At 72.5% G+C, this 23,226-nt stretch carries 16 protein-coding genes; 7 read left to right on the top strand and 9 right to left on the bottom strand.

Going from position 1 to position 23,226, the window contains the following annotated elements; translation table 11 throughout:
* Positions 1 to 183 precede the first annotated feature (183 nt).
* Positions 184 to 1,122, bottom strand: a complete 939-nt coding sequence (locus WMF26_RS04905; RefSeq protein ID WP_437999341.1) for a helix-turn-helix domain-containing protein — start codon at positions 1,120 to 1,122, stop codon at positions 184 to 186.
* Between the two features lie 183 nt (positions 1,123 to 1,305).
* Here WMF26_RS04905 and WMF26_RS04900 point away from each other — a divergent pair, with 183 nt between their 5' ends.
* The 3 genes from WMF26_RS04900 to WMF26_RS04890 all read left to right on the top strand — a co-directional run bounded on the left by WMF26_RS04900 (position 1,306) and on the right by WMF26_RS04890 (position 3,224).
* A complete protein-coding gene (locus WMF26_RS04900; protein ID WP_437999340.1) occupies positions 1,306 to 1,758 on the top strand; it encodes a nuclear transport factor 2 family protein in 453 nt (150 codons plus the stop codon).
* Positions 1,755 to 2,663 (top strand): NmrA family NAD(P)-binding protein, encoded by a 909-nt coding sequence (locus WMF26_RS04895; RefSeq protein ID WP_437999339.1) that lies wholly within the window; start codon positions 1,755 to 1,757, stop codon positions 2,661 to 2,663. Before WMF26_RS04900 ends, WMF26_RS04895 begins: the two co-directional genes overlap by 4 nt.
* A 138-nt stretch (positions 2,664 to 2,801) precedes the next feature.
* Entirely contained in the window at positions 2,802 to 3,224 is a 423-nt protein-coding gene (locus WMF26_RS04890) for a PAS domain S-box protein (RefSeq protein WP_437999338.1), read from the top strand.
* Positions 3,225 to 3,249: 25 nt separating this feature from the next.
* Here WMF26_RS04890 and WMF26_RS04885 read toward each other — a convergent pair whose 3' ends face one another.
* From WMF26_RS04885 to WMF26_RS04870, 4 genes are all read right to left on the bottom strand, one after another.
* Positions 3,250 to 3,882 carry a MarC family protein gene (locus WMF26_RS04885; protein ID WP_061623211.1) on the bottom strand — a complete coding sequence of 211 codons (633 nt, stop codon included), beginning with the start codon at positions 3,880 to 3,882 and terminating at the stop codon, positions 3,250 to 3,252.
* 90 nt (positions 3,883 to 3,972) lie between these two features.
* Positions 3,973 to 6,267 carry a multiheme c-type cytochrome gene (locus tag WMF26_RS04880; RefSeq protein WP_437999337.1) on the bottom strand — a complete coding sequence of 765 codons (2,295 nt, stop codon included), beginning with the start codon at positions 6,265 to 6,267 and terminating at the stop codon, positions 3,973 to 3,975.
* A gap of 80 nt (positions 6,268 to 6,347) precedes the next feature.
* The gene (locus tag WMF26_RS04875; protein WP_437999336.1) at positions 6,348 to 8,483 is read right to left on the bottom strand and encodes an arylsulfatase; all 2,136 of its coding nucleotides are present in this window, start codon (positions 8,481 to 8,483) and stop codon (positions 6,348 to 6,350) included.
* 462 nt (positions 8,484 to 8,945) lie between these two features.
* A complete protein-coding gene (locus WMF26_RS04870) occupies positions 8,946 to 10,184 on the bottom strand; it encodes a YncE family protein (RefSeq protein WP_437999335.1) in 1,239 nt (412 codons plus the stop codon).
* A gap of 228 nt (positions 10,185 to 10,412) precedes the next feature.
* On the opposite strand from WMF26_RS04870, the gene WMF26_RS04865 reads away from it, so the two are divergent.
* Positions 10,413 to 11,753: an MFS transporter gene (locus WMF26_RS04865; protein ID WP_437999334.1), complete on the top strand. Its 1,341-nt coding sequence runs from the start codon at positions 10,413 to 10,415 to the stop codon at positions 11,751 to 11,753.
* 61 nt (positions 11,754 to 11,814) lie between these two features.
* Here WMF26_RS04865 and WMF26_RS04860 read toward each other — a convergent pair whose 3' ends face one another.
* From WMF26_RS04860 to WMF26_RS04845, 4 genes are all read right to left on the bottom strand, one after another.
* Positions 11,815 to 13,062 (bottom strand): FG-GAP repeat domain-containing protein, encoded by a 1,248-nt coding sequence (locus WMF26_RS04860; RefSeq protein WP_437999333.1) that lies wholly within the window; start codon positions 13,060 to 13,062, stop codon positions 11,815 to 11,817.
* Positions 13,063 to 13,322: 260 nt separating this feature from the next.
* On the bottom strand, positions 13,323 to 16,121 hold the full coding sequence (locus tag WMF26_RS04855) for a phage head spike fiber domain-containing protein (RefSeq protein WP_437999332.1): 2,799 nt from the start codon (positions 16,119 to 16,121) through the stop codon (positions 13,323 to 13,325).
* A gap of 312 nt (positions 16,122 to 16,433) precedes the next feature.
* Positions 16,434 to 17,306: an NAD(P)-dependent oxidoreductase gene (locus WMF26_RS04850; RefSeq protein WP_437999331.1), complete on the bottom strand. Its 873-nt coding sequence runs from the start codon at positions 17,304 to 17,306 to the stop codon at positions 16,434 to 16,436.
* Between the two features lie 174 nt (positions 17,307 to 17,480).
* Positions 17,481 to 19,760: a hypothetical protein gene (locus WMF26_RS04845; RefSeq protein WP_437999330.1), complete on the bottom strand. Its 2,280-nt coding sequence runs from the start codon at positions 19,758 to 19,760 to the stop codon at positions 17,481 to 17,483.
* A 415-nt stretch (positions 19,761 to 20,175) separates the two neighbouring features.
* On the opposite strand from WMF26_RS04845, the gene WMF26_RS04840 reads away from it, so the two are divergent.
* Genes WMF26_RS04840 through WMF26_RS04830 form a run of 3 tightly spaced genes read left to right on the top strand, consistent with a single transcriptional unit; the run spans position 20,176 to position 22,940 of the window.
* Positions 20,176 to 21,306 carry a beta-ketoacyl-ACP synthase III gene (locus WMF26_RS04840; RefSeq protein ID WP_437999329.1) on the top strand — a complete coding sequence of 377 codons (1,131 nt, stop codon included), beginning with the start codon at positions 20,176 to 20,178 and terminating at the stop codon, positions 21,304 to 21,306.
* Positions 21,307 to 21,334: 28 nt separating this feature from the next.
* Positions 21,335 to 22,033, top strand: coding sequence for an iron-containing redox enzyme family protein (locus WMF26_RS04835; protein WP_437999328.1), 699 nt, complete (start codon positions 21,335 to 21,337; stop codon positions 22,031 to 22,033).
* A gap of 1 nt (position 22,034) precedes the next feature.
* A complete protein-coding gene (locus WMF26_RS04830; protein WP_437999327.1) occupies positions 22,035 to 22,940 on the top strand; it encodes a DUF6999 family protein in 906 nt (301 codons plus the stop codon).
* Positions 22,941 to 23,226: the final 286 nt, after the last annotated feature.

Raw genomic sequence — 23,226 nt, 5'->3', positions numbered from 1 at the left:
TCCGCGAGCGCTCGCGGTCACCCGCGAGGACGCATGTGCCCGCGTGCCCGCGTGCCAGCGTGCCAGCGTGCCAGCGTGCCCGCGTGCCCGCGTGCCGCCGCGCCCCTGCCGGCGCCTGCGCGGGTGTCCGGAGCCGCACCGGCGCGAGGCCCGCCGCGCCGCGCTCCGGCGCTCCCGCGCCCGTCACCCCGCGCGACGGATCTCGGGCGCGCCGTCCTCTCGCCGCCTCGCCTGCCGGTAGGCGATGGGGCTCACGCCGTGGGCCCGCGCGAAGGCCCGCGCGAACGCGGGCTCGCTGTCGTAGCCGACGCGGGCGGCGATGAGCTTCACGGGGAGCGTCGTCTCGCCGAGCAGCACCGCGGCGCGCTGGAGCCGCAGCCGGCGCACGTGGTGGCCGAGCGGCTCGCCGAGCAGCGCCGTCGCGCGCGCCGCGAACGCCGAGCGCGAGAGCCCGGCCTGCCGCGCGAGCTCCCCGAGCTCCCACGCGCGCTCGGGCGAGGCGCGCACCCGCGCGAGCGCGGCCACGACCGGCTCGTCCCGGAGCGCCTCGGCCCGCGGCAGCGACGCCCCGGGGTCGCGCAGCGCGCTCGCGAACAGCGCGTGCGCCCACGTCTCGCCGATCGACCGGCGCAGCGCCGGCGACAGGTCCCGCGCGCCCGCGAGCAGCGCGAGCGTCTCGCCCAGCCAGCGCGCGAGGCCCGGCGTCGCGCCCGTGACGTGCACGGCCGGCGGCAGCAGCGCGATCCACGGGGCGCCCGCCGCGTCGAGGTGCAGGTCGACGATGACGAGGTGCGCCTCCGGCGGGGCCTCCGTCGCCAGGGCGCCGTCGGCCACGGCGTGCATCCCGCGGCAGAGGGCCTCCGGCTGCTCGAGCGAGGTCGTCGGCCGATCGCGGATGGCGTGCGCGTCGGCCCGCGGCAGGAACACGAGCTCTCCCGCGCCGAACGCGAGCCGCCGCCGCGCGACATCGATCCACCCGCCGCCGCGCTCCGCCGCGTAGACCCGGGCGGACGCGCGCCGCGCCGGCTGCCGCTTGCCCCAGCGATCGCCGAGCGCGAAGCGCATCACCTCGGCCTCGCGGAGGGCGACGCTCCGGGCCATTTCATCGAGCGCGGCAGACATGCGCGCTCGATTGTACCGCACGCGCGGGGCCCCGCCAGAGGCGCCGTCGGTGGACATGCGACGCGCAACGCGCGGACTGGACGCGCGGATCGGAGAGCCGGACGCGCGGCAATCGCGGCCTGGCTACGCTGCCCCCGTCAGCACGAGAGCTGGACACGTCACCACGAGAGAAAGAGGCCCTCCATGACTCACCCTCTGCCGCATCCTCGCCCGCTCGACGCCGCGCAGGCGCTCGACGCCCTCCTCGACCTCGTCGTCCGCGACATCGAGGGATGGCTCGCCCTCTTCGCCGACGACGCCACCGTGGAGTTCCCGTACGCGACCGCGCTCGGCGTGCCCGGCCGATTCGAGGGCAAAGAGGCCATCCGGCGCCATTTCCAGGGCACCATCGAGCGCTTTCGCGACCTGTCGCTCCGGGACGTGCGGCGGTATCCGACGACCGATCCGGACGTCGCGCTCGCCGAGGTGCACGGCTCGGCGATCATCCTGCCGTCGGGCAAGCGCTATGAGCAGGACTACGTGATGGTCGTCGCCACGCGCGACGGCAAGGTCGTGCGGTACCGCGAGTACTGGAACCCGGCGCCCGTCGCCGAGGCGTTCGGCGAGCTCGCCGCGCCTCGCGAGGGGGCGTCGTGAGCGCGCGCGCAGGGGGCGGCGGGCCGCGCGTCCTCGTCATCGGCGGGACGGGCACCACCGGGCGGGCGCTCGCCGCGCGGCTCGAGGCCGCCGGCGCGCGCGTCCGCGTCGCGAGCCGGACGGCGCCCGCCGACCGCGAGGGCGTGGAGCACGCGCGCTTCGACTGGACCGACCCGGCGACGCACGAGGAGGCGCTCCGCGGCGTCGATCGCGCCTACCTCCTGGCGCCCGCGCTGGTCGAGGACCCCTCGACGCTCATGCTGCCCTTCGTCGAGCGCGCGCTCGCGGGCGGCGTGCGCCGCCTCGTGCTGCTCAGCGCGTCGGTCGTGCCGGAGGGGAGCGCCGGCCTCGGCGTCGTCCACCGCGCGCTCCGCGAGCGCGCGCCGGAGTGGACCGTGCTCCAGCCGTCGTGGTTCATGCAGAACTTCGTCGATCCGCGCCACGCGCGCTGGGCCGGGATCGTCGGGCCCGGCGAGATCACGACCGCGGCCGGCGGCGGCCGCGTCGGCTTCGTCGACGCCGAGGACATCGCGGAGGTCGCCGCGCGCGCGCTGCTCGACGAGGCGCCCCACGACGCCGCGCACGTCATCACCGGTCCGGAGGCGCTCAGCCACGACGACGTGGCGGCCGTCCTGTCCGAGGTCGCCGGCCGGCCGATACGCCACGTCCGCGCCGACGAGGACGCCGCCCGCGCGCACCTCGTGAACGCGGGGATGCCCGCGCCGTACGCCGCGTTCCTCGCGCGGCTCGACCTCGCCATCCGCGACGGGGCCGAGGACCGCGTCACCGACACGGTGCGGCGCGTGACCGGCCGCGCGCCGCGCGCCTTCCGCGACCTCGCGCGCGCCCACGCGCACGTCTTCCGCGGGGCGCCCGCCGCGCGCCGCGACGCCCCGGCCGCGTAGCCGCCCGCCGGCCGGGCCGAGCCGCGGAGCCCGCGCCCCGGCTCGGCCGACCGCGCCCGCGGCGCGGACTCCACCGCTCGCCCACCTGCCGATCCCCTTGTCGACCGTGCTGTGACTGGCAGACTGCCCCGCTGGATCATGCATGCAGCGAGCCGTTTCGAGGACTGGCAAGATTTCTTGGACAACGCCTCCTTGGGTGTCCACCTGGTCGACGCGGGCGGGAAGATCCTGTGGGCGAACAAGCTCGAGCTCGAGCTCCTCGGCTACGCGTCTCACGAGTACATCGGTCGGCGGTTCGCGGAGTTCCATGTCGACAGGGACGCGATCGACCACATCCTGACCGTCCTCGCCGGGGCCGGCCGGCTGCTCTCCTATCCGGCCCGCCTGTGCGCCAAGGACGGCAGCGTGAAGCACGTGCTGATCAACTCGAACGCCTTCCGGCGCGACGGGCGGTTCGTTCACACGCGCTGCTTCACGACCTGCATCTCGGAGGCCGCCTACGCGCAGCGGAAGGGCGAGCTGGCCCGGGGCCCCCGCTCCACGGGGGAGCCCTCGACGTGATCCGCGGCGCCGCGCCGCGCGGCCGTCACCCGCGCCAGAGCTCCTTCACGCCGTCGGCCATGAACTGCACGGCGATGGCGGCCAGGATGAGGCCCATGACGCGCTCGAGCACGGCCACGCCGGACGCCTTGAGCGCCCGCTGCACGAGCCCGGCGCCGCGCAGCACGAGGTAGGAGGCCGCGAAGGTGATGGCCACGCTGGCGAGCACCAGCGCCATGGCCACGGGGTCGTCGCCGCCGCGCGCCATCAGCACCAGCACCGTGGCGATGGCGCCCGGCCCGGCCAGGAGCGGCATGGCGAGCGGCACGAGCGCCACGTCCTCCTTCTCGATGCCCTCCTGCTGCTCGGACGGGGTGGTGCGCGTCGCCGAGGCGCGGGCGCGCAGCATGTCGAGCGCCGTGATGAGCAGCAGGAGGCCGCCCGCGACGCGGAACGCGGCCAGCGAGACGCCGAAGACCTTGAAGATGACGCCGCCGAAGAGCGCGAAGAAGAGCATGAGCCCGCCGGCGACGGCGCACGCGCGCCGCGCCGTGCGCCGCACCTTCTCCGGGGGATCGCCGGCGGTCATCGTCAGGAACAGCGGCACGATGCCGATGGGATCCACGACGAAGAAGATCGCCGACAGCGACACGAGGAAGACCGAGACGTAATTGGCCATGCTCACCGGACGCGTCGCGGATCCCGCGGGCCCGACGCTCTCCCACATCGCCGACGGCCGCGCTAGCGGCGCGGGCGAGCGACGGAGAGCTCACGGCCGCCCGAGCGGGGGCCGGGCGTGAGGCGCCGGGCTGGAGGACCGCAAGGCGGCCAGCGCGGCCTGGTAGACGGTCTGGAAGCGCGCCTGCTCGGGCGCGAGCTCGGCGGCGCGCTTCAGCGGCTCGAGCGCCTCGTCTCGGTGGCCTTGCCGGACCAGGGCGAGGCCCAGCGCGTGGAGCAGCTCGGCCTGCCCGGGGAGGCGGGCGATGCCGCGCCGGAGCAGCGCGACGCCGTCCGCGTCGCGGCCGAGCGCGCGATAGAGGTCGGCGAGGTTCACGTAGGTGGGGACGTAGCCGGGCTCGATGCGGAGCGCGGCGAGGTAGGCCTGCTCGGCGTCGCGCGGCTTGCCGGTCCGGGAGAAGACGAGCCCCAGGTTGTTCTGGGCCTCGGCGCGATCGGCGTGGAGGGTCTGCGTGGCGATGTACTCGCGCAGCGCTCCGTCCAGCTGCTGCGCGGCGGGCCCGGGCAAGGCGCCGAGGTTGACGCCCGCGAGCACGCGCGCGGCTTCGACGCGCACGCCGCGCACCGGATCGGCGAGGAGCGGCGCGGCGACGGCCGCGATGCGGCGAGGGTCGTAGCCCTCCAGCGCGCCGAGCGCGGCGCGCCGGAGCAGCGGGTCGGGATCGGCGAGCGCGGCGCGGAGGACGGCGAGCGACGCGGCCGTCGGGGCGGCGCGCAGCGAGGCGAGCGCGGTGGCGCGCGCGATGGCGGGCGTGGCGCGGTCTTCCGCGAGCCGCTGGAGCTCGGCGGCGACGGCCGGGTCGCCGGGCGCGGCGCGCGCGCGCGCGAAGACCTCGGCGTACCCCTGGTAGCCCTGCGCCGGCCGGCCGAGCCAGGATCGCACCGCGTCGGCGGACCAGCTCGCGGGCTTCTGCGCGTGGCAGTCGGTGCATGGATTCGGGAGCCCGAGGGAGACCGAGAGATCCGGCCGAGGCACGCGGAAGCCGTGATCGTGACGGACGTCGACGCCCATGTACGTGCGCGCCGGCATGTGGCAATCGACGCAGCGCGGGGCGGCGGGCGCGCCGGGCGCGGCGGCGGCGTCCGCGGCGCGGTGGTGGTGGTGCTCGGGGACATCGAAGCGCGCCGGATCGTGGCAGGACGCGCACACGGCGTTGCCCTCGGCGCGCAGGCGGCCGGCGTGCGGATCGTGGCAATCGCTGCACGTCACGCCGGCGTTCGCCATCTTGCTCTGCTGGAACGAGCCGTAGGTGAAGACCTCGTCGCTCATCACGCCGTCGGGCGTGGTGAAGGGGGCGGTCAGCAGCTCGAGCGCGGCGCTGTCGAGCAGCGGGGCGCCGTGCCGGAACGGCTGCGAGAGGCTCTCGCGGCGGCTGTGGCAGAGCGCGCACGTGGCGCTCTCGGTGCCGCTCGACGGGCCCTTGTCGCGCCGCGCGGTGCCGCTGGGGAGCCGCGTCCACGTGGCGTTCTGGCGCTCGTCGAAGCGCACGTCGAGGCCCTTCGCGGGGTCCGGCGTCCGCGCCTCGGCCCAGTCGAGGTGGCGCGCGCCGCCGCCGTGGCAGCCTTCGCACCCGACGCTGATCTCGGACCAGGTGGTGGCGAAGCGGTCCGCCGTCGCGTCGTACCCTTTCGTGACGTGCGTCGAGTGGCACTCGGCGCACATGTGGTTCCAGTTCTGGCTGGCGGCGGTCCAGTGCAGCACGTCGCCCGCGCGCACGCCGTCGCGCTCGTGCAGGTGGTACCAGCGCTGCCCGCCGCGCGCGCGGGGGCGCGCGTCCCACGCGAACGGCAGCGCCTGCAAGCGTCCGCCCGGGCCGGCGACGAGGTACTGCTGGAGCGGCTCGACGCCGAAGGTGTACAGCACCTCGTAACGGTGCAGCTGGCCATCGGGGCCGTCGGTGGTGACCCAGTATTTGCCGTCCTGGCGATCGAAGCGGTGGACTTGCCCGGCGTAACGCAGGCGCGCCCCCTCGAAGTCCCCGAGCACGGTGGCGGCGCTCGCGTGCTGCATGGCCCGCGCGTGCTGCGAGCCCTGCCACGCGGCGTGCTCTCCGGCGTGGCAGGGCGCGCAGCGGTCGCTGCCGACGAAGCCGGCCGCCGCGCGCTCCGGAGAGCGCTCCGGCTGCGCGGGAGCCGACGAGGCCGGCGAGGCCTCCGCGGCGTCGCCGTGCGCCGCCCCGGGCCTCGCGCCCGGAGCGCTCGCCGTGGAGGCGTCGGCTGGCGTGAGCGAGGATGCGCGCGTGGGCGCGCGAAAGACCACGATCCCGGCGAGCACCAGGGTCAGGGCGGCGATGGGCCACCAGCGAACGGGACGGGGATGAGCCATGGGCGGGGCAGAGGCAAGCGCCGCCGCGAGACCCGGGTCGCGCAGGGGCGCCCGGGTCTCGCGCACGGCGCGGTGCGCGGTTACTCGGTGAGGATGACGCCGCGTTCGGTGGCGTACTGCGTCCACGCGGCGGCGAGCTCGGCCGCCAGCTCGGGATGCGCCGCGGACACGTCGTTGATCTCGCCGCGGTCGGTGGCCAGATCGTACAGCGTCCAGGCGCGCGGCGTCGGGCCGTAGGGCGCGCCGAGCCACAAGAGCTTCCAGTTGTCGCGGATCACGTAGCGGTGATTGCCGTGCTCCCAGATCAACGTCTCACCGGGCGCGCGCACGGCGGTCGCCCGATCGTCGAGCACCGGCAGGATCGAGTGCCCGCTGATCGGCTCGACGTCCCTGCCCTTGTAGGTGCTCCCCGGATTGGGCACGCCGGCCAGCTCGAGCACGGTCGGCAGGAAATCGACCACGTGCGTGGTCCCGTCGAACTGCGGCTTGGCGTGGTGCTGTCCCGGCAGGCGTGCGATGGCCGGAACGGCGACGCCGCCCTCGGTCGTGTAGCTCTTCCACAGCCGGAACGGCGTGGCGCTCACCTCGGCCCAGCGGGGTCCGACGCCGATGTACGAGCCCGGTCGACCCAGGTTCTCGAGCGTGTTCACCACCTCTCCGGAGCGGCTCGGGTCGTTCGCGGCGAAGCCCTCGCGATTGCCGCCTTCCGCGCCGTTGTCGGACTGGAAGAAGATGAAGGTGTTCTCGTACTCGCCCACGCGCTTGAGGTACTGGATCAACCTGCCGATGTTGGCGTCGAGGTTCTCGACCATGGCGGCGTAGATCTCCATGCGCCGCGCCTCGTAGATCCTCTCCTCCGGCGTCAGCTGCTCCCAGGTCTTCGGGTTCGTGCCGTCGCTCGGCAAGCGCGGGTTCGGCGTGAACGATTCGGGGATGATGCCGCGGCTCTTGAGCCGCGCGAGGCGCTGCTCGCGGATGGCGTCGTAGCCCGCGTCGTAGCGGCCGCGGTACCTGTCGATGTACTCGGGCGGAGCCTGGAGCGGCCAGTGCGGCGCGGTGTACGTCGCGAACGCGAAGAACGGCTTGCCGTCGGCGCGGTTGCTCTCGATGTACTGGATGAGCTTGTCCGTGTAGAGCTCGGTCGCGTAGAAGCCGCGCGGCGGCTGCGCGTACACGCCGTCCTCGCGATAGAGCCGAGCCTGCGCGGTCGTCGGCGGGTCGGCGTACTCGTTGAAGAACGCCGCCACGCCGCCGAGCAGGACGTACGATCTCTCGAAGCCGCGCGCCGGCGGGCTCTGGTCCTCGTCGTCGCCGAGGTGCCACTTGCCGGCGATGTACGTGTGGTAACCGGCGTCTTTCAGGATCTCGGCGACGGACAGCGCGTTGTCGGTCAGGTAGCCCTCGTAGCCGGGCTGCCCTGCTTGCGGGCCGGTGCCACCGCCCATGCGACCGAGTCCGACCGAGTGGCTGTCGGTGCCGGAGACCAGCATCGCGCGGGTCGGCGCGCACAGCGATCCGGAGCGGTGCCCGGTGAGGATGCGGCCTTCGGCGGCGAGCGTATCGAGGTTCGGGGTGCTGATCTCGCCGCCGAACGCGCCGAGGTCCGAGAAGCCCAGGTCGTCGGCCACGATGGTGACGATGTTGGGCAGCTCGGCGCCCGTGCCGCCGCCGCCGGCGCCGCCCGTCCCGCCGCCCGCGCCGCCCGAGCCCGCGGCGGCGCCGCCGCCTTCGCCCGCCGCGCCAGCTTCACCCGAGCTGCCGCCGCCGCCGGCGCCGCCGGTCCCGCCGCCAGCGCCGCCCGTCCCGCCGCCCGTGCCGCCGCCGCCGGCGCCGCCGGTCCCGCCGCCGGCGCCGCCGGTCCCGCCGCCAGCGCCGCCCGTCCCGCCGCCCGTGCCGCCGCCGCCGGCGCCGCCGGTCCCGCCGCCAGCGCCGCCGGTCCCGCCGCCCGCGCCGCCCGCGCCGCCGCCCGCGCCGCCCGCGCCGCCCGCGCCGCCCGTCCCGCCGCCCGCGCCGCCGGTCCCGCCGCCCGCGCCGCCCGTCGCGCTGCCGGTGCCGCCCGATCCGCTGCTCGAGCTGCTGGCCTGACTGGCGCTGCCGCCGTTGCCCGCGTCGTCGTCGCTCCCGCAGCCGATCGGGCCGACCAGCGTGGCGAGCAACCAGGGCCCGCTCGCGAGCGCCGAACCAATCCATCCATGACGTCCGAAGAACCGCTTCATACCTGTCTCCTCAGGAGTGCTGAAAGCGCCGCATGCCGGAGCCGATCGCCGTCGGAAGCGAGCCCCCGCCGTCGTCCCGAAGGGACGCCTCGCTCCGCGCGCCGGCGAAAGCTCGGCCGGCGCGCCACGAGAAGGGCGGACGCTGACGGTGATGAGCCGCGTGGCTCGGCCGTCACGACGAACGACAGCGTGGCGCGTCGCCGTGGACACGGGTGCGCTGCCTCGCTGTTCTCCTCACCGCAGCTCGCGCCACGGCGTATGCGGCTAACTACAGCACGAAGGGCAACCGCTCGTTCGACGGCGCGCGCCTCTGGCCCCTAGGTGAGAACCGAACGTCCGCGCGGCGACGAGGCAAGGAGACATTCATCCGCTATAACGGAAACAAGGACGCTATACAAGACGATTTTCACGTCCCGAGCCGATCGGCCAGCTGCCCGGGTTGCCGATGGCGCCATCGGGCCCTCATCGCGCCCCCGCCGCGACGCGCGCGAACGCGTCGGGGAAGAGGCCCACCTCGGCCTCGCTGCGCGTCTCCAGCGTCTCGGGATCGAGCCGGAGCACCTTGCCCGGCGTCACGGTCTGGTCGCCCTCGCAGACGATGAAGAGCCCGTGCTCCTCGTCGAGCGCCGCGAGGTGCGGCCTGAAGCACTCCTCGCTGATGTTCCGGGAGACGGCGCCGCGGGCGTCCGCGGTCATCCCGATCCGCGCGATCGTGTCGGGCACCTGCGTCGGCACGTAGATGGCGCTCCCATCAGGGGTCCACGCGGCGAAATAGGGCGCGCCGATCGTGAGGATCGTCTTTTCCTCGTCGAACGTCCCCGACGCGACATCGAAGAAGCGCACTTCCCTGCTGTCCGTGTTGCTCACGGCGATGGTCTTCTGATCGGGCGACATGACGGCGGCGTAGGGCCCGTAGGACGACGCGTGGGCGTCGGACGAGAGCGGCGGCCCGACCGGGACGAGCTTCACCTCGGCGTCCGGGTCCGTCAGGTCGACGATCGCGAGGGCGTCGTCGCCATAACAGGCCACATAGGCCCGAGCGCCGTCCGGCCGCGAGAGGGCGATCCCGTTCGCGGCCTTGCAGACCGGGATGCGCGTCGGCGCGGCCGAGCCATGAGGCAAGATCGCGTCCGGATCCACGACCGCGAGCGAGGAGCGCGCCGCCTCGAGGTCGTCCGGGTTGTCGAGCGCGCGCTTGAGATCGAAATGAGAGACCACCACGCGCCGGCCGTCCTCCGAGATCGCGATGTCGCCCGGGTTGGCCTCGACGCGCACCTGCCCGAGGATGCGCAGATCGTCGAGCGCGAGCTTCTGGACATAGCCGGCCACCGCGCTCCCGCCGTGCACCGCGTGGGGGCCGCTCGATCCGGCGGTGTCGGGGTACGACAGCGCGATGTAGAGCGCGCCGCCCGCGGCGTCCACGGCCACGCGGTGAGGCCCATCGATCGTCACGGGCTCGCGGCCCACGGGGCGGACGCCGAACCGCTCCCCGGTATCGAGCGCGATGAGGGAGATCGTATCGGAGAGGCTATCGGTCACCACGCCCATCCCGCCCTCCGGGATCGCGATCTCCGGACGCCGGTTCGGATAGGGGTCGCCCTCGTAAGCACCGTAGCGAACTTCGATGATGGAATCGGGGTCGCTGCAGCCCGCCAGCGCCGCCGCCGCGAGCGCGCAACCCAGGAATCGCGCGATGACCATGGATGACCTCGAGACGAGCGCCGCCAGCCCGGCCCCTCCGCATCCTAGCAGCCGCCCGCGCTGGACGCGGCTCGCCGTACCACGGATCCGCCCGCCCGTGCGCGCCGCGGCGCTGGGCGACCGGCGGCCGCGAGGCGCTGCACCCGGGGAACCAAATTGCGCTGCCACGGGCGCCCGCGGCCGCCCGGGCCGGCGCCGCGCCGCGCCCCGGTGCTAGGCTCACGCCTCGTGGATTCACCCGCTCGCACGGCTCCCAACGACTCGACGCTCGCCGTGATGGGGCGCGCGCTCCGGCACCGCAATTACCGCCTCTTCTTCTTCGGTCAGGGCGCGTCGCTCATCGGCACATGGCTGACGCGCGTCGCCACGAGCTGGCTCGTCTATCGCCTCACGAGCTCCGCGCTGCTCCTCGGCATCGTCGGGTTCGCCGGCCAGATACCCACGTTCCTCATCGCCCCGATCGCCGGCGTCCTCGTCGATCGCTGGGATCGCCACCGCGTCCTCGTGATCACGCAGGTGCTGGCGATGGTGCAATCGGCGCTGCTCGCCGCCTTCGCGCTCACGGGCACCATCACCGTGTGGCACGTCCTCGTCCTGGCCGCGTTCCAGGGGGTGATCAACGCCTTCGACACCCCGGCGCGGCAGGCGTTCGTCGTCCAGATGGTCGAGGCGCGCGAGGACCTCTCCAACGCCATCGCGCTGAACTCCTCGATGGTCAACGGCGCTCGGCTGCTCGGCCCCTCGATCGCCGGCGTGCTCATCGCCGCCGTGGGCGAGGGCTGGTGCTTCGCCATCGACTCCATCAGCTACCTCGCCGTCATCGCCTCGCTCCTCGCGATGCGCATCGCCCGCCCGGCGCAGCGCGCGGCCAAGCGCGGCGACGTCCTCGCCGACCTGCGCGAGGGGTTCCGTTACGTGTCCTCGTTCGCGCCCATCCGCGCGATCCTGCTGCTGCTCGCCGTGGTGAGCCTGACCGGCATGCCCTACACGATCCTGATGCCCGTGTTCGCGGGCGAGGTGCTGCACGGGGGCGCGTACACGCTCGGGCTGCTCATGGCGGCGTCGGGGGTCGGCGCGGTCGCGGGCGCGCTCTGGCTCGCCTCGCGGCGGAGCGTCCTCGGGCTCGGGCGCGCGCTGTGGATCGCCGGCGCGCTGTTCGGCCTGGGCCTCGTGGGGTTCTCGTTCTCGCGCTCGGTGTGGCTGTCGGCGCCGCTGCTGGCGCTCATCGGCGGCGGCATGATGGTGCAGATGGCGGCCAGCAACACGCTCCTCCAGACGATCGTCGAGGAGGACAAGCGCGGCCGCGTCATGAGCTTCTACACGATGGCCTTCTTCGGCATGGCCCCGTTCGGCAGCCTGATCGCCGGCTGGCTGGGCGGCCGCATCGGCGCGCCGGCGACCGTGCTGTGGGGCGGCGTCGCGACGCTCGCCGCGATCGGCGTGTTCGTGCGCAAGCTGCCGGAGCTGCGGCGGCTCACCCGGCCGATCTACGTGCGGCTCGGCATCCTGCCCGAGATCGCCGAGGCCCTGGGCCAGACCACCGAGATGACGTCCCCGGCCAAGGAGTGAGCGCAGCGCGAGAGGTCGAAGCGAGCCTCGGGTCAGCGCTCGAGGGCGCCACGCCGGGCGATCAAGGCGTCCAGAGCAGGACAGCCAGATCGCCGGTCTCGCCCCGGGTGACCAGGAGGTCGGGGTGAGCGTCGCCGTTCATGTCGGCCACGGCGAGCGAGAGCAGCTCGGAGCCGACCTGGATCGCGGGCGCGGGGCGGAACGTGTCGCCCTCGCCGATCAACACGGTCACGCTGTCCCCCTGGAGGACCAGCACGTCGTCGCGCTCCCCATCGCCGTCGAAGTCGGTCACCACCGGCGACAGGAGGGGCGCCTCGAACATCCAATCTTCCTGGGAAAAGGTCGCCGCGTCGCCCGCGCCGAGCAGCAGCGAGAGCGACGCGTAGTTCACCGCGACGAGGTCCTGGTCGCCGTCCGCGTTCAGATCGCCTGTCGCGATGGCGGAGGCCCCGGTGTTCGCCACCGACACGGGCGTGGGGAACGACCCGTCCCCCTCGTTGCGGATCACCACGGTGGAGGACAGCTCCGCGTCCACCGCCCCGCCCGCCAGGTCGAGCTCGCCGTCGCCGTCGAGGTCGACGAGCGCCGGCGCATCGAGCGCGCGCACGCTCTCGCTGGTGAAGCTGCCGTCTTCGCCCCGCCGGATCAGCCAGGCGTACAGCTCGGAGCTCTGGGAGGCGTAGATCTCGGCGCGCCCGTCGCCGTCGAGATCGCCCAGCGCGGCGTGCGCCATCATCGGCTCGTGGAGCCCGTCGTCGGGCACCTCCAGCGCCACGACCGGGGCATCGAACGTCCCGTCGCCCAGCCCCGGGTAGACCTCCACCGCGGCGCACGGAAAGGCGTCGCAGCCCCTGATGGTCACCAGATCGAGGACCGCGTCGGCGTCGATCGCGGCCAGGAAGACGCCCGAGGGGGCGCCGCCGAGCTCGATGGTGTCGACGGGCTCGAGCGCGCCGTCGCCCGTGTTGCGCAGCGCCACGGCGGACGCGCCCTCGACGCCCGCGAGGACCACGTCGTTCGCGCCGTCGCCGTCGAGGTCGCCGACGGCCACGAGGCGCGCCTTGTCCCCGCCGCTCGCAGGGTAAGCGCCCGCCAGCTCGTATCCCCCCTCTCCCCCGCCCGCATCCCCGCCCGCGCCCGCATCCCCGCCCGCGCCCGCATCCCCTCCCGCGCCTGCGCCGCCTTCCGCGCCTGCGCCGCCTCCCGCGCCGCCGGCATCCGCGGGCGACGTCGCCTCGTCACTGCACCCGCCCAGGATCGAGCCCAGCGCCACGAGAGCTCCCCAGATCAACCCCATTCTCTTCGGCATCGTCAGCATCCCTTCTCGGTACTGTACCCGCGCGCGTCCGTCCGATCGACCGTGCGCCGCGGGCCATCCACAAAGTGCTCGGCGGCCGCGTCCACGAGCAGCGGCGCCTTTCCGGCGCTCGCGGCTCGTGGACGCGTGGCGCAGCCCACGCCTCGCTCCCGCTGACCGGACGCCTCTCGGCTGCCTGGAGGCGAAAGGCGCTGTTCGGCGCCCTTCGCCCCCTGGTGGACATGACGAGGCGAGCGGGAGACCTCAAGACGTCACGCGAGCACGTGGTAGTTGATCCTGTATTTCTTGCCGGCGGCGAGCGCCGCCCCGTTCGTCGACCAGGCCACCGTGAAGTCCGTGCTGCTCGACGCGCTGAGGCGCGCCTGCGCCGTCCCCGCCCACGGCTGGTTCCCGTCGGCGAGCGTCGCGATGACGACGGGCGCGTTGCCCGTCGCGTAGTCGCTCCCCACGAAGGCGACGGTGACCGAGCCCGCGCTCGACGCGCCGGCGGAGCCGGCCGTCAGCTCGATGGTCCCGGACACCTGGGTAGAGCCGGCCACCAGGGCGGCGCTCCCGCCCGTGCCGAGCCCCGACGGGGTCCCCTGAATGCTCGGCGCGCTCGTGCCGGCGCGGCGGCTCGTCTTGATCGCCGTGAAGATGGCCGCCTGTTCGAACCGGCTCCCGGCGGTCTTGTCGTACGCCGATTGCGTGCCCGGGTTCGGGAGGTAATCCGCGTCGAGCTCGGACACCTGGGGCCCGAACAAGGTCACCTCGCCCTGGAGCCGGTCGAAATAGCCGGGATAGAAATGCAGCCTGTACGTGTGCCCGGCGACGATGCCGTTGGTCACGAGCTTGTATTTCTTCCACTGATTGCCCAGGTTGACCGTGAACATGTCGCCCGCGGTCGTCGAGTCCGTGAGATCGCGCATCGACACCACCATGGTCGCGGCGTCCGCCGTCGATCCGGCCGGGATCCTCGCCCAGAACGTGATGAACAGCCGCGTGCCGGTCGCCAGCGCGCTCGACGGGTTGACGATATCGACGACGCTGGCGATGTACTGGCTGCTCGTCGTTCCTCCCAGCGTGACCTTGAACGCGCGGGCGCCGCCGAACGGATCGGCCTCCCCCGCCGCGACGACGATGCTCCCGTTCTTGGTCCACCCGTCGAGCTGCTCGGATTTGTGCAGCCGGTTGATGAGGTATCTCGTCTCCACCTGGCGCGCCTCGCCGTCGACGGGCTCGAGCGCGGACCCGGCGCTCGGCCGGACGACCGAGAACTCTCGGCCCTCGTTGACGAACTCCCTGTACCCGCCGCCCCGCGGCGCGATGACGTGGTTGTTCGCGAAGATCGACCCGCCGTAGGAGCCATCGACCCGGCTCTGGGCGTCCTTGATGAGGGTCGCGTAGTTCGCGAAGATGTTCTGGCTGATGTCGTGCATGAACCCGGGGTTATCGAGCTCGATCGCGAACGTCTCCGCCGAGCTGACGCCGCCGCCCGTCCCCGAGGTCGCCGTCGTCGCCAGCGCGTACTGGAACGTCGTCGGGGTCACCGCCGTGACGGTGAACTCGCCGTTGAACTCCGCCGGGGTCACGTCGGTGATCGTCACCCGGTCCCCGACGGCGAGGCCCTGGGTGGGCACGGAGCTGAAGGTCGTCGAGTTGAGCGTGACGGTGACGACGTTCGACGACGCCGAGACCGACACGATCGGCGCCGCGTTGCCCAGGAACAGGTTCCCGCGGACCATGAGGGGCCCGCCCACGGTCGCCAGATCCTCGGCTCCTTCCGACCTTCCACGGACCTTGATGCGCACGCGCGCCTTGTTGAAATTCTCTCGCTCGCTCGCGAATCGATTGTCCAGGATCCAGGCGTACCCGCCGGCCTGGCGGTTCCCCCGCTTGTCCTGGCTGGGGACGAGGAGGATGTCCGGCTCCGCGACGGTGTCGTAGATCGGCGCGCGCAGGAAGTAGTTGTTGACGACGCGCACCGCGGGCCCGAGCACCGTGAGCGTCGGGCCGCTGCTCGGGCCTTGCAGCGCCTGCCAGAACCAGTTCTCCTTGATGGACCCGTCCGCGAAGAGCCCGATGTGGATGGAGGCCGCGTTGGATTTGAACTGGTTGCCGTTGATCCGGTAGACGTAGACCGAGTCGTCGATGTGGACGGCGGTGCCGCCGAAGTTCTGGATCGCGTTGTGCTCGATGCGGATCAGCCCGTCCTGGAAGTCGAGCGTCGGATACGGGTGGGTCTTGAGCATCATGCTGCCGCTGACGACGGTGCTCCCCGAGTTTCCGCCGTCGAGCGTCATCTGCTCGACCGCGAAATACTCCCTGCCTCGGCCGACGGTGTTCGTGAAGTCGCCCGACAGCTCGAAGAGGACGCCGTCCTCGAGGGTCGTCTTGAACGTCGAGGCGTACGGGTCCAGGCCGACGACCGCGAAGTTCGGCCTCGAGGCGCCGCACACCGTCGTGTTCGGCTGGATGTCGAACATCGGGTTGGCGGCCGTCGCGGCCGGGGTGCTCGCCTTGGCCGTGTAGGTCGCCGCGCCGATCAGCAGCGTGACCGGCCGATCCACGACGATCGGCGCGGTGACCTCGACGCTGCCGGTGATCCCGCGCGCGTCGACGACGCCGCCGGTGCACGGGAGCGCGAGGATCGCGTTCCGGATCTGCTCGCCCGCGTTCGCGCCCGGCTGCTCGCTCGCGTGCACCGTCGGCGCGCGGGCGGGGCCGAACATGCGCTGCTTGAAGGTGAGGCTCGTCGTCCCGAGGGTGATCGGGCCGGTCGCCGTGAGCACCCATTCGGTGTTGGCGTACAGCGTCCCTTCGGGGCCCACGCAGACGCTCATCCCGGGGGTGAAATCGCTCGACGCGTCGGCGTCGGGCGCCCGCGCGAGCGTGACGTTCGGCGCCGAGACGGACTGCACGTAATAGATGCCGTTTTGCGGCGCATGCGACTGCCCGACCAGCAAGACACGGTCGTCCAACGCGAGCGTCACGCCGTTCTGCACCTGGGAGGTCGTGGCGTTGATGTTCGTGGGGATGCAGATCCTGACCGGCTCTTTCCAAGCGCTCATGAAAGGTCCTCTCTGTCGGCTCAACCGCCCTCGCGGCAGATCGCGGCACGAGCGACAGCCCGCCCACCCATCGATCCAGCCGTCCCGGTTGAAGCGTAATAAGCATGACCATGCGGAGCGCGCGGCGCAAAGCACCTGAGGACGTACTCCGTCACACCGCACTCCAGCGATCGCTCGCGCACGGCAGCCGGGATGCATCGATGGCGTCGTTCGAAGCGCAGGATAACGACAGGTGCCCCGTCAACAGGCGAATCGGCGCTGAACCGCTGTTCGTCAGCGTGACGAATCGAACCGTCGAGCCGCTCCAGCGCGTCAGGCGCCCGCGCGCAGCACCTTGATGAGCGCGGCCGGCGCCTCGCTCCCGTAGCCTGCCGCCATTCCCCTCCTGAAGAGCCCCGCGACGAACGCCGGCAGCTCGTCGTTGATCCCCGCCGCCTTCGCCTGGCGCAGGAGCAGGTCCATGCTCTTCGCGCAGATCTCCAGCGATGCCTCGGGGTTCTCGTAGTCTCCGGCGTGAATGGCATCGCCACCTCGCCTGACCATCCCGCCGATGGCCGGAGCTGCGCCGGCCATCATGGCTCCGAATTGGTCCACGCGGAGCCCCTCGGCCTCGCAGATGCGAGCGCCGTGATAGAAGCCCACGAGTCCCGCGAACAGGTACGAGAGGAACGCGAGGTCCAGCGCGGACGCCCCGCCGACCTGCCCCCCGAGGTACGTCACGGTCCCGACCATGCTCTCGAGGAGCGCCTTGCTCTTCCGGTACGCCGGCTCCGCCCCCGAGACGAGGATGGCGCTCTCGGGCTTCCCTATCTGGTTCGGGATCGCCAGGATGGCTCCGTCGAGGTACTCGATTCCCCGCTGCTTCGCCCATGCCTCGCCCTCGCGGGCATCGTCCGGGCTCCCCGTGCTCAGCTGGATGAGCACCTTGCCGGCGAGGGCGGAGGTCACGTCCGTCGACGCCAGCGCGCGGTACGTCGCCTGGTAGTCGGTGACGCAGACGATGACGACCGCGCTCGCCTGGACCGCAGCTGCGACGCTCGACGCGAGCGCCGCTCCCTCCGCGACGAGCGGCTCAGCCTTCGCGCTCGTCCGGTTCCAGACGGTGACCCGGAAGCCGCCGCGGAGCAGCGCCCGAGCGAGCTCGCAACCCATGAGACCCAGACCGATGACCGAAACGTCGCGCATACGATGTCCTCCATTGGCGCCCCCGCAGTCGACGGCGGGCGCCGCTTGCCAGCGGGCCCGCGCGGATGCTCGCCATGAGTGCGTCCTGCGCGAGCCGCCGTCGCGCACGAATGGGTGCTCGGAGAGCACGTTCGGACGATCGTCGCCGGTCCGCGGGTCCACCGCCCGCGCCGCTCAGTCGAGCGGCACCGGCCAGGCCGCCGCGTCGACGAGGTAATCGCGCGCGTCGACACCCCGCTCGCGCGCGAGGGTGAGCGGGACGGGCCGGTAGAGCAGCGTGGCCGTGACGTTCGCCGTCCCCGAGCAGCCCGCGGGGACCGCGAAGCCGTGCGAGGTCACCGCGACGTGCCCCGGCGGAATGCGGTTGTCGCTGGCGATGTCGACGGCGCGGTGCTGCGGCGCGTGCCGCGCGCCCGCCGGATCGACGAGCACCTTGGCGAACGTGTAGCCCGCCGCGCCGGCGAACGCGGCCGCCGGCCGTTCGACGTCGACCGGCGGCGCGGGCGCCGGCGCGCCGAGGTAAACGACGTCCCCGTCCTGCGCCGCGATCGCGCCGCTCAGCGCGATCGCGCCGCCGCCCGCCTCGACCACCCGCGCCTCGCCGACCGGCGCGCGGATCTCGAGCCCCTTGTCGGCCGCGTCGAGCGACGGATCCGCGAAGCGGCCGACGCCGGTGTAATCGTCGTACGCGCCGGTGGGGCGGACGACCCGCACCACGTCCCCTGCCCTCGCGCGCGCCGCGCCCTCCGGCCAGGCGAGCGCCGCGCCCGAGAGCCGCGCGCCCTGGCCCACGCGCGCCTCCGCGAGCGCGCCGCCCGTGTCGTGCACCGTCATCCCGCTCGACGGCGTCATGGGCGCGCCGCAGGCCTCCGCGGCGACGAGGAGCACGAGCGCGCGCATCGGCTCCCCGGTCGGGACCGCGTGGCCCGCGAGCTCGCTCGTCAGGGCGACCGTGACCTCGAGCTCGCCCGACGCGACCGAGGCGGCGGCGACGCGGACCTCGACCGAGCCCCGGAGGAGCGGCGGCTCGCCCTGCAGCGGCCCGAGAAAGACGTGCGAGAGGACCGACCCCGGCGGGCGGACGAAGCCGAGCGAGACGCTCGCGTTCGCCTCGGTCGTCACGTCGACGCTGCTCTTCAGCGAGGGGGTCTCCGGCATGTGGCAGGCCTGGCACTGCGACGTGGGGCGGTTCCACGCGCTCCCGGCCCACTCGGAGAACGTCTCGTGGATCGGCAGCCCATCGGGCCAGCGCGCCGGGTCGAGCGCCGCGCCCGGCAGGAGCGCCGCCTGCTTCTGCTCGTGGCAGCCGCCGCAGTACGCCGAGGTCGAGTACTTCGGCTGGTAGCTCCCGCCCATGAACCTGTTCGGCACGTCGGGCCGCGGGCCGAACATCACGTCGAGCAGCTTCGAGGCAGGATCGGCGGAGCTCCGCTCCCGCGGGCGCTGGATCATCAGGGCGCCGGCGACCCCGGGCGGCTTGCTCAGATCGACGTCGCGGACCTTGTGGCACGCGTCGCAGTGGTCGCCCTTCTCGAAGGCGATGCCGGTGGCGTCGAGCAGGTCGCGCCCGCCCGCGGGGCCGTCGATCCCCGCGGCGTGGCAGTCGGCGCACGCGCCGAAGGCCGCCGGCCGCTCCGCCGCGGGCAGCGCGGGGTCGTCGCACGACGGCCGCCCCGCGCCGCCGCAGGACGGGTTGAGATCCGGCAGCACGCCGCTCCCGAGGTAGCACCGCATCGCGACGCCGGCCTCGGTCCCCGGGACGCGGCCGGCCTTCCAGCGCCCGCCCGCGGCCGCGCACGACGCCTCGTCGCCGTGCGCCAGCGAGACCCCGGCGTAGACGGCCTGGAGGAGCGGGCGCTTCGCCGACCGCGCGTGCCCCGACTCGAGGAACTGGGCCACGAGCGTCGTGTGGCAGTGATCGCAGAAACGCGTCGAATTGTGGGGATCGCCCTCGCCCGGGTCTCCGTAGGTGTAGCCGAGCGCGTTGTCCGGCGGCGACACGCCGCGCAGGGCGATCTCCACCGGCCCGTCGGGGACAGCCTCGAATTCGATGCCGTCGGTCCGATACCCGATCTTCGCCGCGACCACGGTCGGCTGGCCCGGGATGTCGCGCGTGATCTCGACGGAGAACGCGCCGTCCGGGCCGGTGACCAGGGCCGGCTCGCCGCCGGCCTGCATCACGATGGCGCCCTCGAGCGGCGCCGCGCCGTCCGTGACCACGCCGGTCACGACGAACGAGCGCGGCAGCTCCTCCGGGGCGCCGCCGAAGCCGGCGCCGACGCTCACGTAGGTGGTCGTCGCGGACGTCGCGCCGGCGCCGCCCGGCCCGGCGCCGCCCTGGCCGACCGGGGCCGGCGGCGCCTCCGAGCAAGCGCCGCCGAGCACGCAGGCGGCGAGCGCCGCCGGAAGCGCGGTCGCTCGTCGCCGGGTCAGGGATCGCGCCGCCGTTCGCATCGCGGGAGATCGGTACGGTAGACCCGGCCAGGCGGCCTGTCGACCGGCAGCGGTCGCGCTCCGGCCCGGAGGGGATGTCCGCCTATCAGGGACAGCTCGGCCGCCACGCGTCGTCGGCGAAGGACCTGGCGATGAAGCGGGCGATCGTGCTCGCGCAGCTCCGCGCGTGAGTCGATCTCGTCGTGGATCCCATTCCCCGGGATCGACTCGATGTTTGTATCGGCCGTTCCTGCACGAGACGCCCGCGAAGCCGCGGATCTCGATGCTCCCGCAGGTTCCGGCCAAGACGGACGCGCGACAGCGCGACGACGCGACCGACGGACATCGTTGGAACTCGGCCCGCCAAGGGCGACTGAGGTAGTGTTGCTGGCCGCCGTGACGAGCTCCCAGCCCATCGCTGCCGCGAAGAGGGATCATGGATCGTTCCGTCTACATCACCAGCACTGGCGCTTTCTTGCCTGGCAAGCCGGTCCCCAACGACGAGATGGAGCAGTACATCGGCAAGATCGACGACAGGCGCTCCAGGCTCGGGCGCTTCGTCCTCCGGCAGAACGGCATCAAGACACGTCATTACGCGGTGACGCCGGACGGGGCGCACCTCCACACCAGCGCGGACATGGCGGCTCGCGCGATCCGCGACGCGCTCTCCCGCAGCGAGATCGCCGCGGAGAGGCTCTCGTTCCTGGCGGCGGCCACCACGCAGGGCGACCTCCTCGTCCCCGGCTTCGCCAGCGCGGTCCACGGCGAGCTCGGCCTGCGGCCCATGGAGATCGCCAGCTTCCAGAGCGTCTGTGCCAGCAGCATGATGGCGTTCAAGTCCGCCTACCTCCAGCTCAAGGCGGGCGAGCACGACTGCGCCGTGGCCTGCGCCGCCGAGCTCTCCAGCCGCTTCTTCCGGCCCGGCTTCTACGCCGGTCGGGCGCAGGAAGGCGAGGGCTCCTCCGCCCTGATGGAGACCGAGTTCCTCCGCTGGACCCTCTCCGACGGGGCCGGCGCCTGGCTCCTGGAGACCCGGCCGAACGAAGGGCGCCGCTCGCTGAGGGTGGACTGGATCGATCTCTGCTCCTACGCCGACCGCTTCGACCCCTGCATGTACGCGGGGACCTCCAGGAACCGAGCGGGCGAGAGGAAGCCCTGGAGTCACTACGACAGCCCCGCGCTCGCGGCGCAGGAGGGCGCCGTCGTCCTCAAGCAGGACTTCGAGCTGCTTTACCGCATGTTCCCCGTCTGGGCGAAGCACTACCTCGAGCTCGTGGATCGGCGGCGGCTGAGGCCCGGGGCCATCGACCACTTCCTCGCGCACTACTCGTCCCACTCTCTCCGCGGAGAGATGGTCAAGCTGCTCGCGAAGACCGGCGCGATGGTGCCCGAAGCTCGCTGGTTCACGAACCTCTATTCCCAGGGGAACACGGGGGCCGCATCCATCCTCCTCATGCTGCACCAGCTGATCGAGGAGCGGGATCTGCAGCCGGGCCAGCAGGTCCTCGGCTTCGTCCCGGAGAGCGGCCGCTGCGTCATCGCCTTCATGCTGCTCACCGTCGTCTGACCCGCCGTCATCCCCAGGGAGGTTCAGGATGCTTCCGGAAACCACGTCGCCTCGAGACGAAGATTCACCGCAGGCCGTCCTGCGCGGGCTGTCGTCCACCTGGCTGGATTTCGAGTCCCAGGTGCATCACATCCCGATCGTGCGGCGCGTGATCGAGCGTCGGATTCGCCTGGCCGATTACCACGAGCTCCTCTTGAACCACCGGGCGCAGGTCATGAACGGGGCGCTCTGGATCGCGCGCGCCGCCTCCAACATCGGCCACGAGTTCGCCGAGCTGCGCTCGCGCTTCATCCGCCACGCGGCCGCGGAGCACCGCGATTACCTGATGCTGGAGCAGGACTACCTGGAGAGCGGCGGCGACCCGGCCGGGCTCGCGCGGCACGAGCTGAACATCGGCAGCGAGGCCCTGTCTGCCTGGATCTTCCACCGGGCCGATCAGCCGAACCCGTTCGATCTCCTCGGCGCCATGTACATCATCGAGGGCCTCGGCAAGCGGGTCGCGGCCCAGTGGGCCGAGCACGTGCGGTCCGCGCTTCGCCTGGAGGCGCAGGCCGTCAGCTTCTACCTCTATCACGCGAAGGCCGACGAAGATCACCTCGGCGAGCTGGAGGAGGCGCTCCGCTCTGGCATCTTGGACCTCCCGCGGATGGCGCCGAGGATCCTCAAGACCGCCCGGGTCACCGCGCGGCTCTACCGCCTCCAGCTCGAGGAGATCGGGAGTTATTGACATGGATTTTCAGGACTTTTTCAGGAAGATGAAGCACGACCCCAGCGATCCCGATCCGTGGCTCGCCTTGTACCTGGACCGGTCGTTGCCGATCGACGACAAGGCCAAGGCCGCCCTCCTGAAGAGCCAGCGCAGCTTCACGCGCAGGGTCGTGATGCCGATCGTCAGGCCGTTCGCCCGCCTGTCGATCTCCGGGATCAAGCTCATGAAGATCCTCGCCCCGGCGAGCTGGCAATCTCCGTGGCTCTTGCATCGGTCCATTTACTGGGGCCTGAGGCTCTTCGTCGCCCCGGAGGCCAATTACCTCATCCTGCGCCACTTCACGATCGGCACGGAGATCTTGAAGTTCATCGAGGACAACGTCCCGGGCATCGACATCGAGACGACCACGCCGCTGAGGACCAGGAGGTTGGAGGACCTGCTGGACAACACGTTCACGGTCCATGATCTGACGTTCTACAACTTCATCATCGAGCTGAACGAGAAGCTCCGCGCAGCGGGGCGTGAGATCGAGCCCCGGAGCGAGATCGACTACTCTGCCATCACCGATGACGACGCGAGCCTGGACGACCTCCCGAACACCTGGCTGAACGTCGTCGACCTGCAGACCGCCATCGAGCTCTACACGCCGCTCTACGCGCTGTTCCTGTCTGACCACCATTTCTGGCGGGCGAGCAACTCGCTGCAGCTGGACGAGATCATCGCGCTCTACGTCGGCAAGATCCTGAACGACCCGCTGCCTGTCGCCTTGGTCCACAACCATCATCCCATGGTGCCCAGATCGACGCTGGAGGCTGGCTTTCGGTTGACGCTGCATGGCCTCGACTCGGAGACCCTGCACGGACACCTGAAGAAGCTGAAGGCAGGAGCGAAGAGCGCGGCGGCCCGGGGATCCGCCGCGCCGTGACGCTCTCCTGAACCCTCCTCCTGAAGCCGATCGGCCCCGCCGGCGGGCCAGGGACCATCCCGCGCAGTCCGGCCGGCGGCAGGCGCCCACCGCCGCCGCGACCCGTGCCGCCGCCGCGCGCTGCGCTCGCCAGCGCAGCGGCTGGGAGGCTGGGAGTCTGGACGGCTCCTCCTCCATGCGTAAGAAAAAGAGCGCACGCAGGTCCGAGAGACGTTTATCCATAAAATGCCACCTCGCCATTCAATTCGCTCTGGCGCCTCGGAGACGCATCGCCGAGGAGGTTTTC

Source organism: Sorangium sp. So ce185 (assembly GCF_051526825.1).
Taxonomy (GTDB): Bacteria; Myxococcota_A; Polyangia; order Polyangiales; family Polyangiaceae; genus Sorangium; species Sorangium cellulosum_D.
This window is presented reverse-complemented; position numbering and strand designations above follow the sequence as displayed.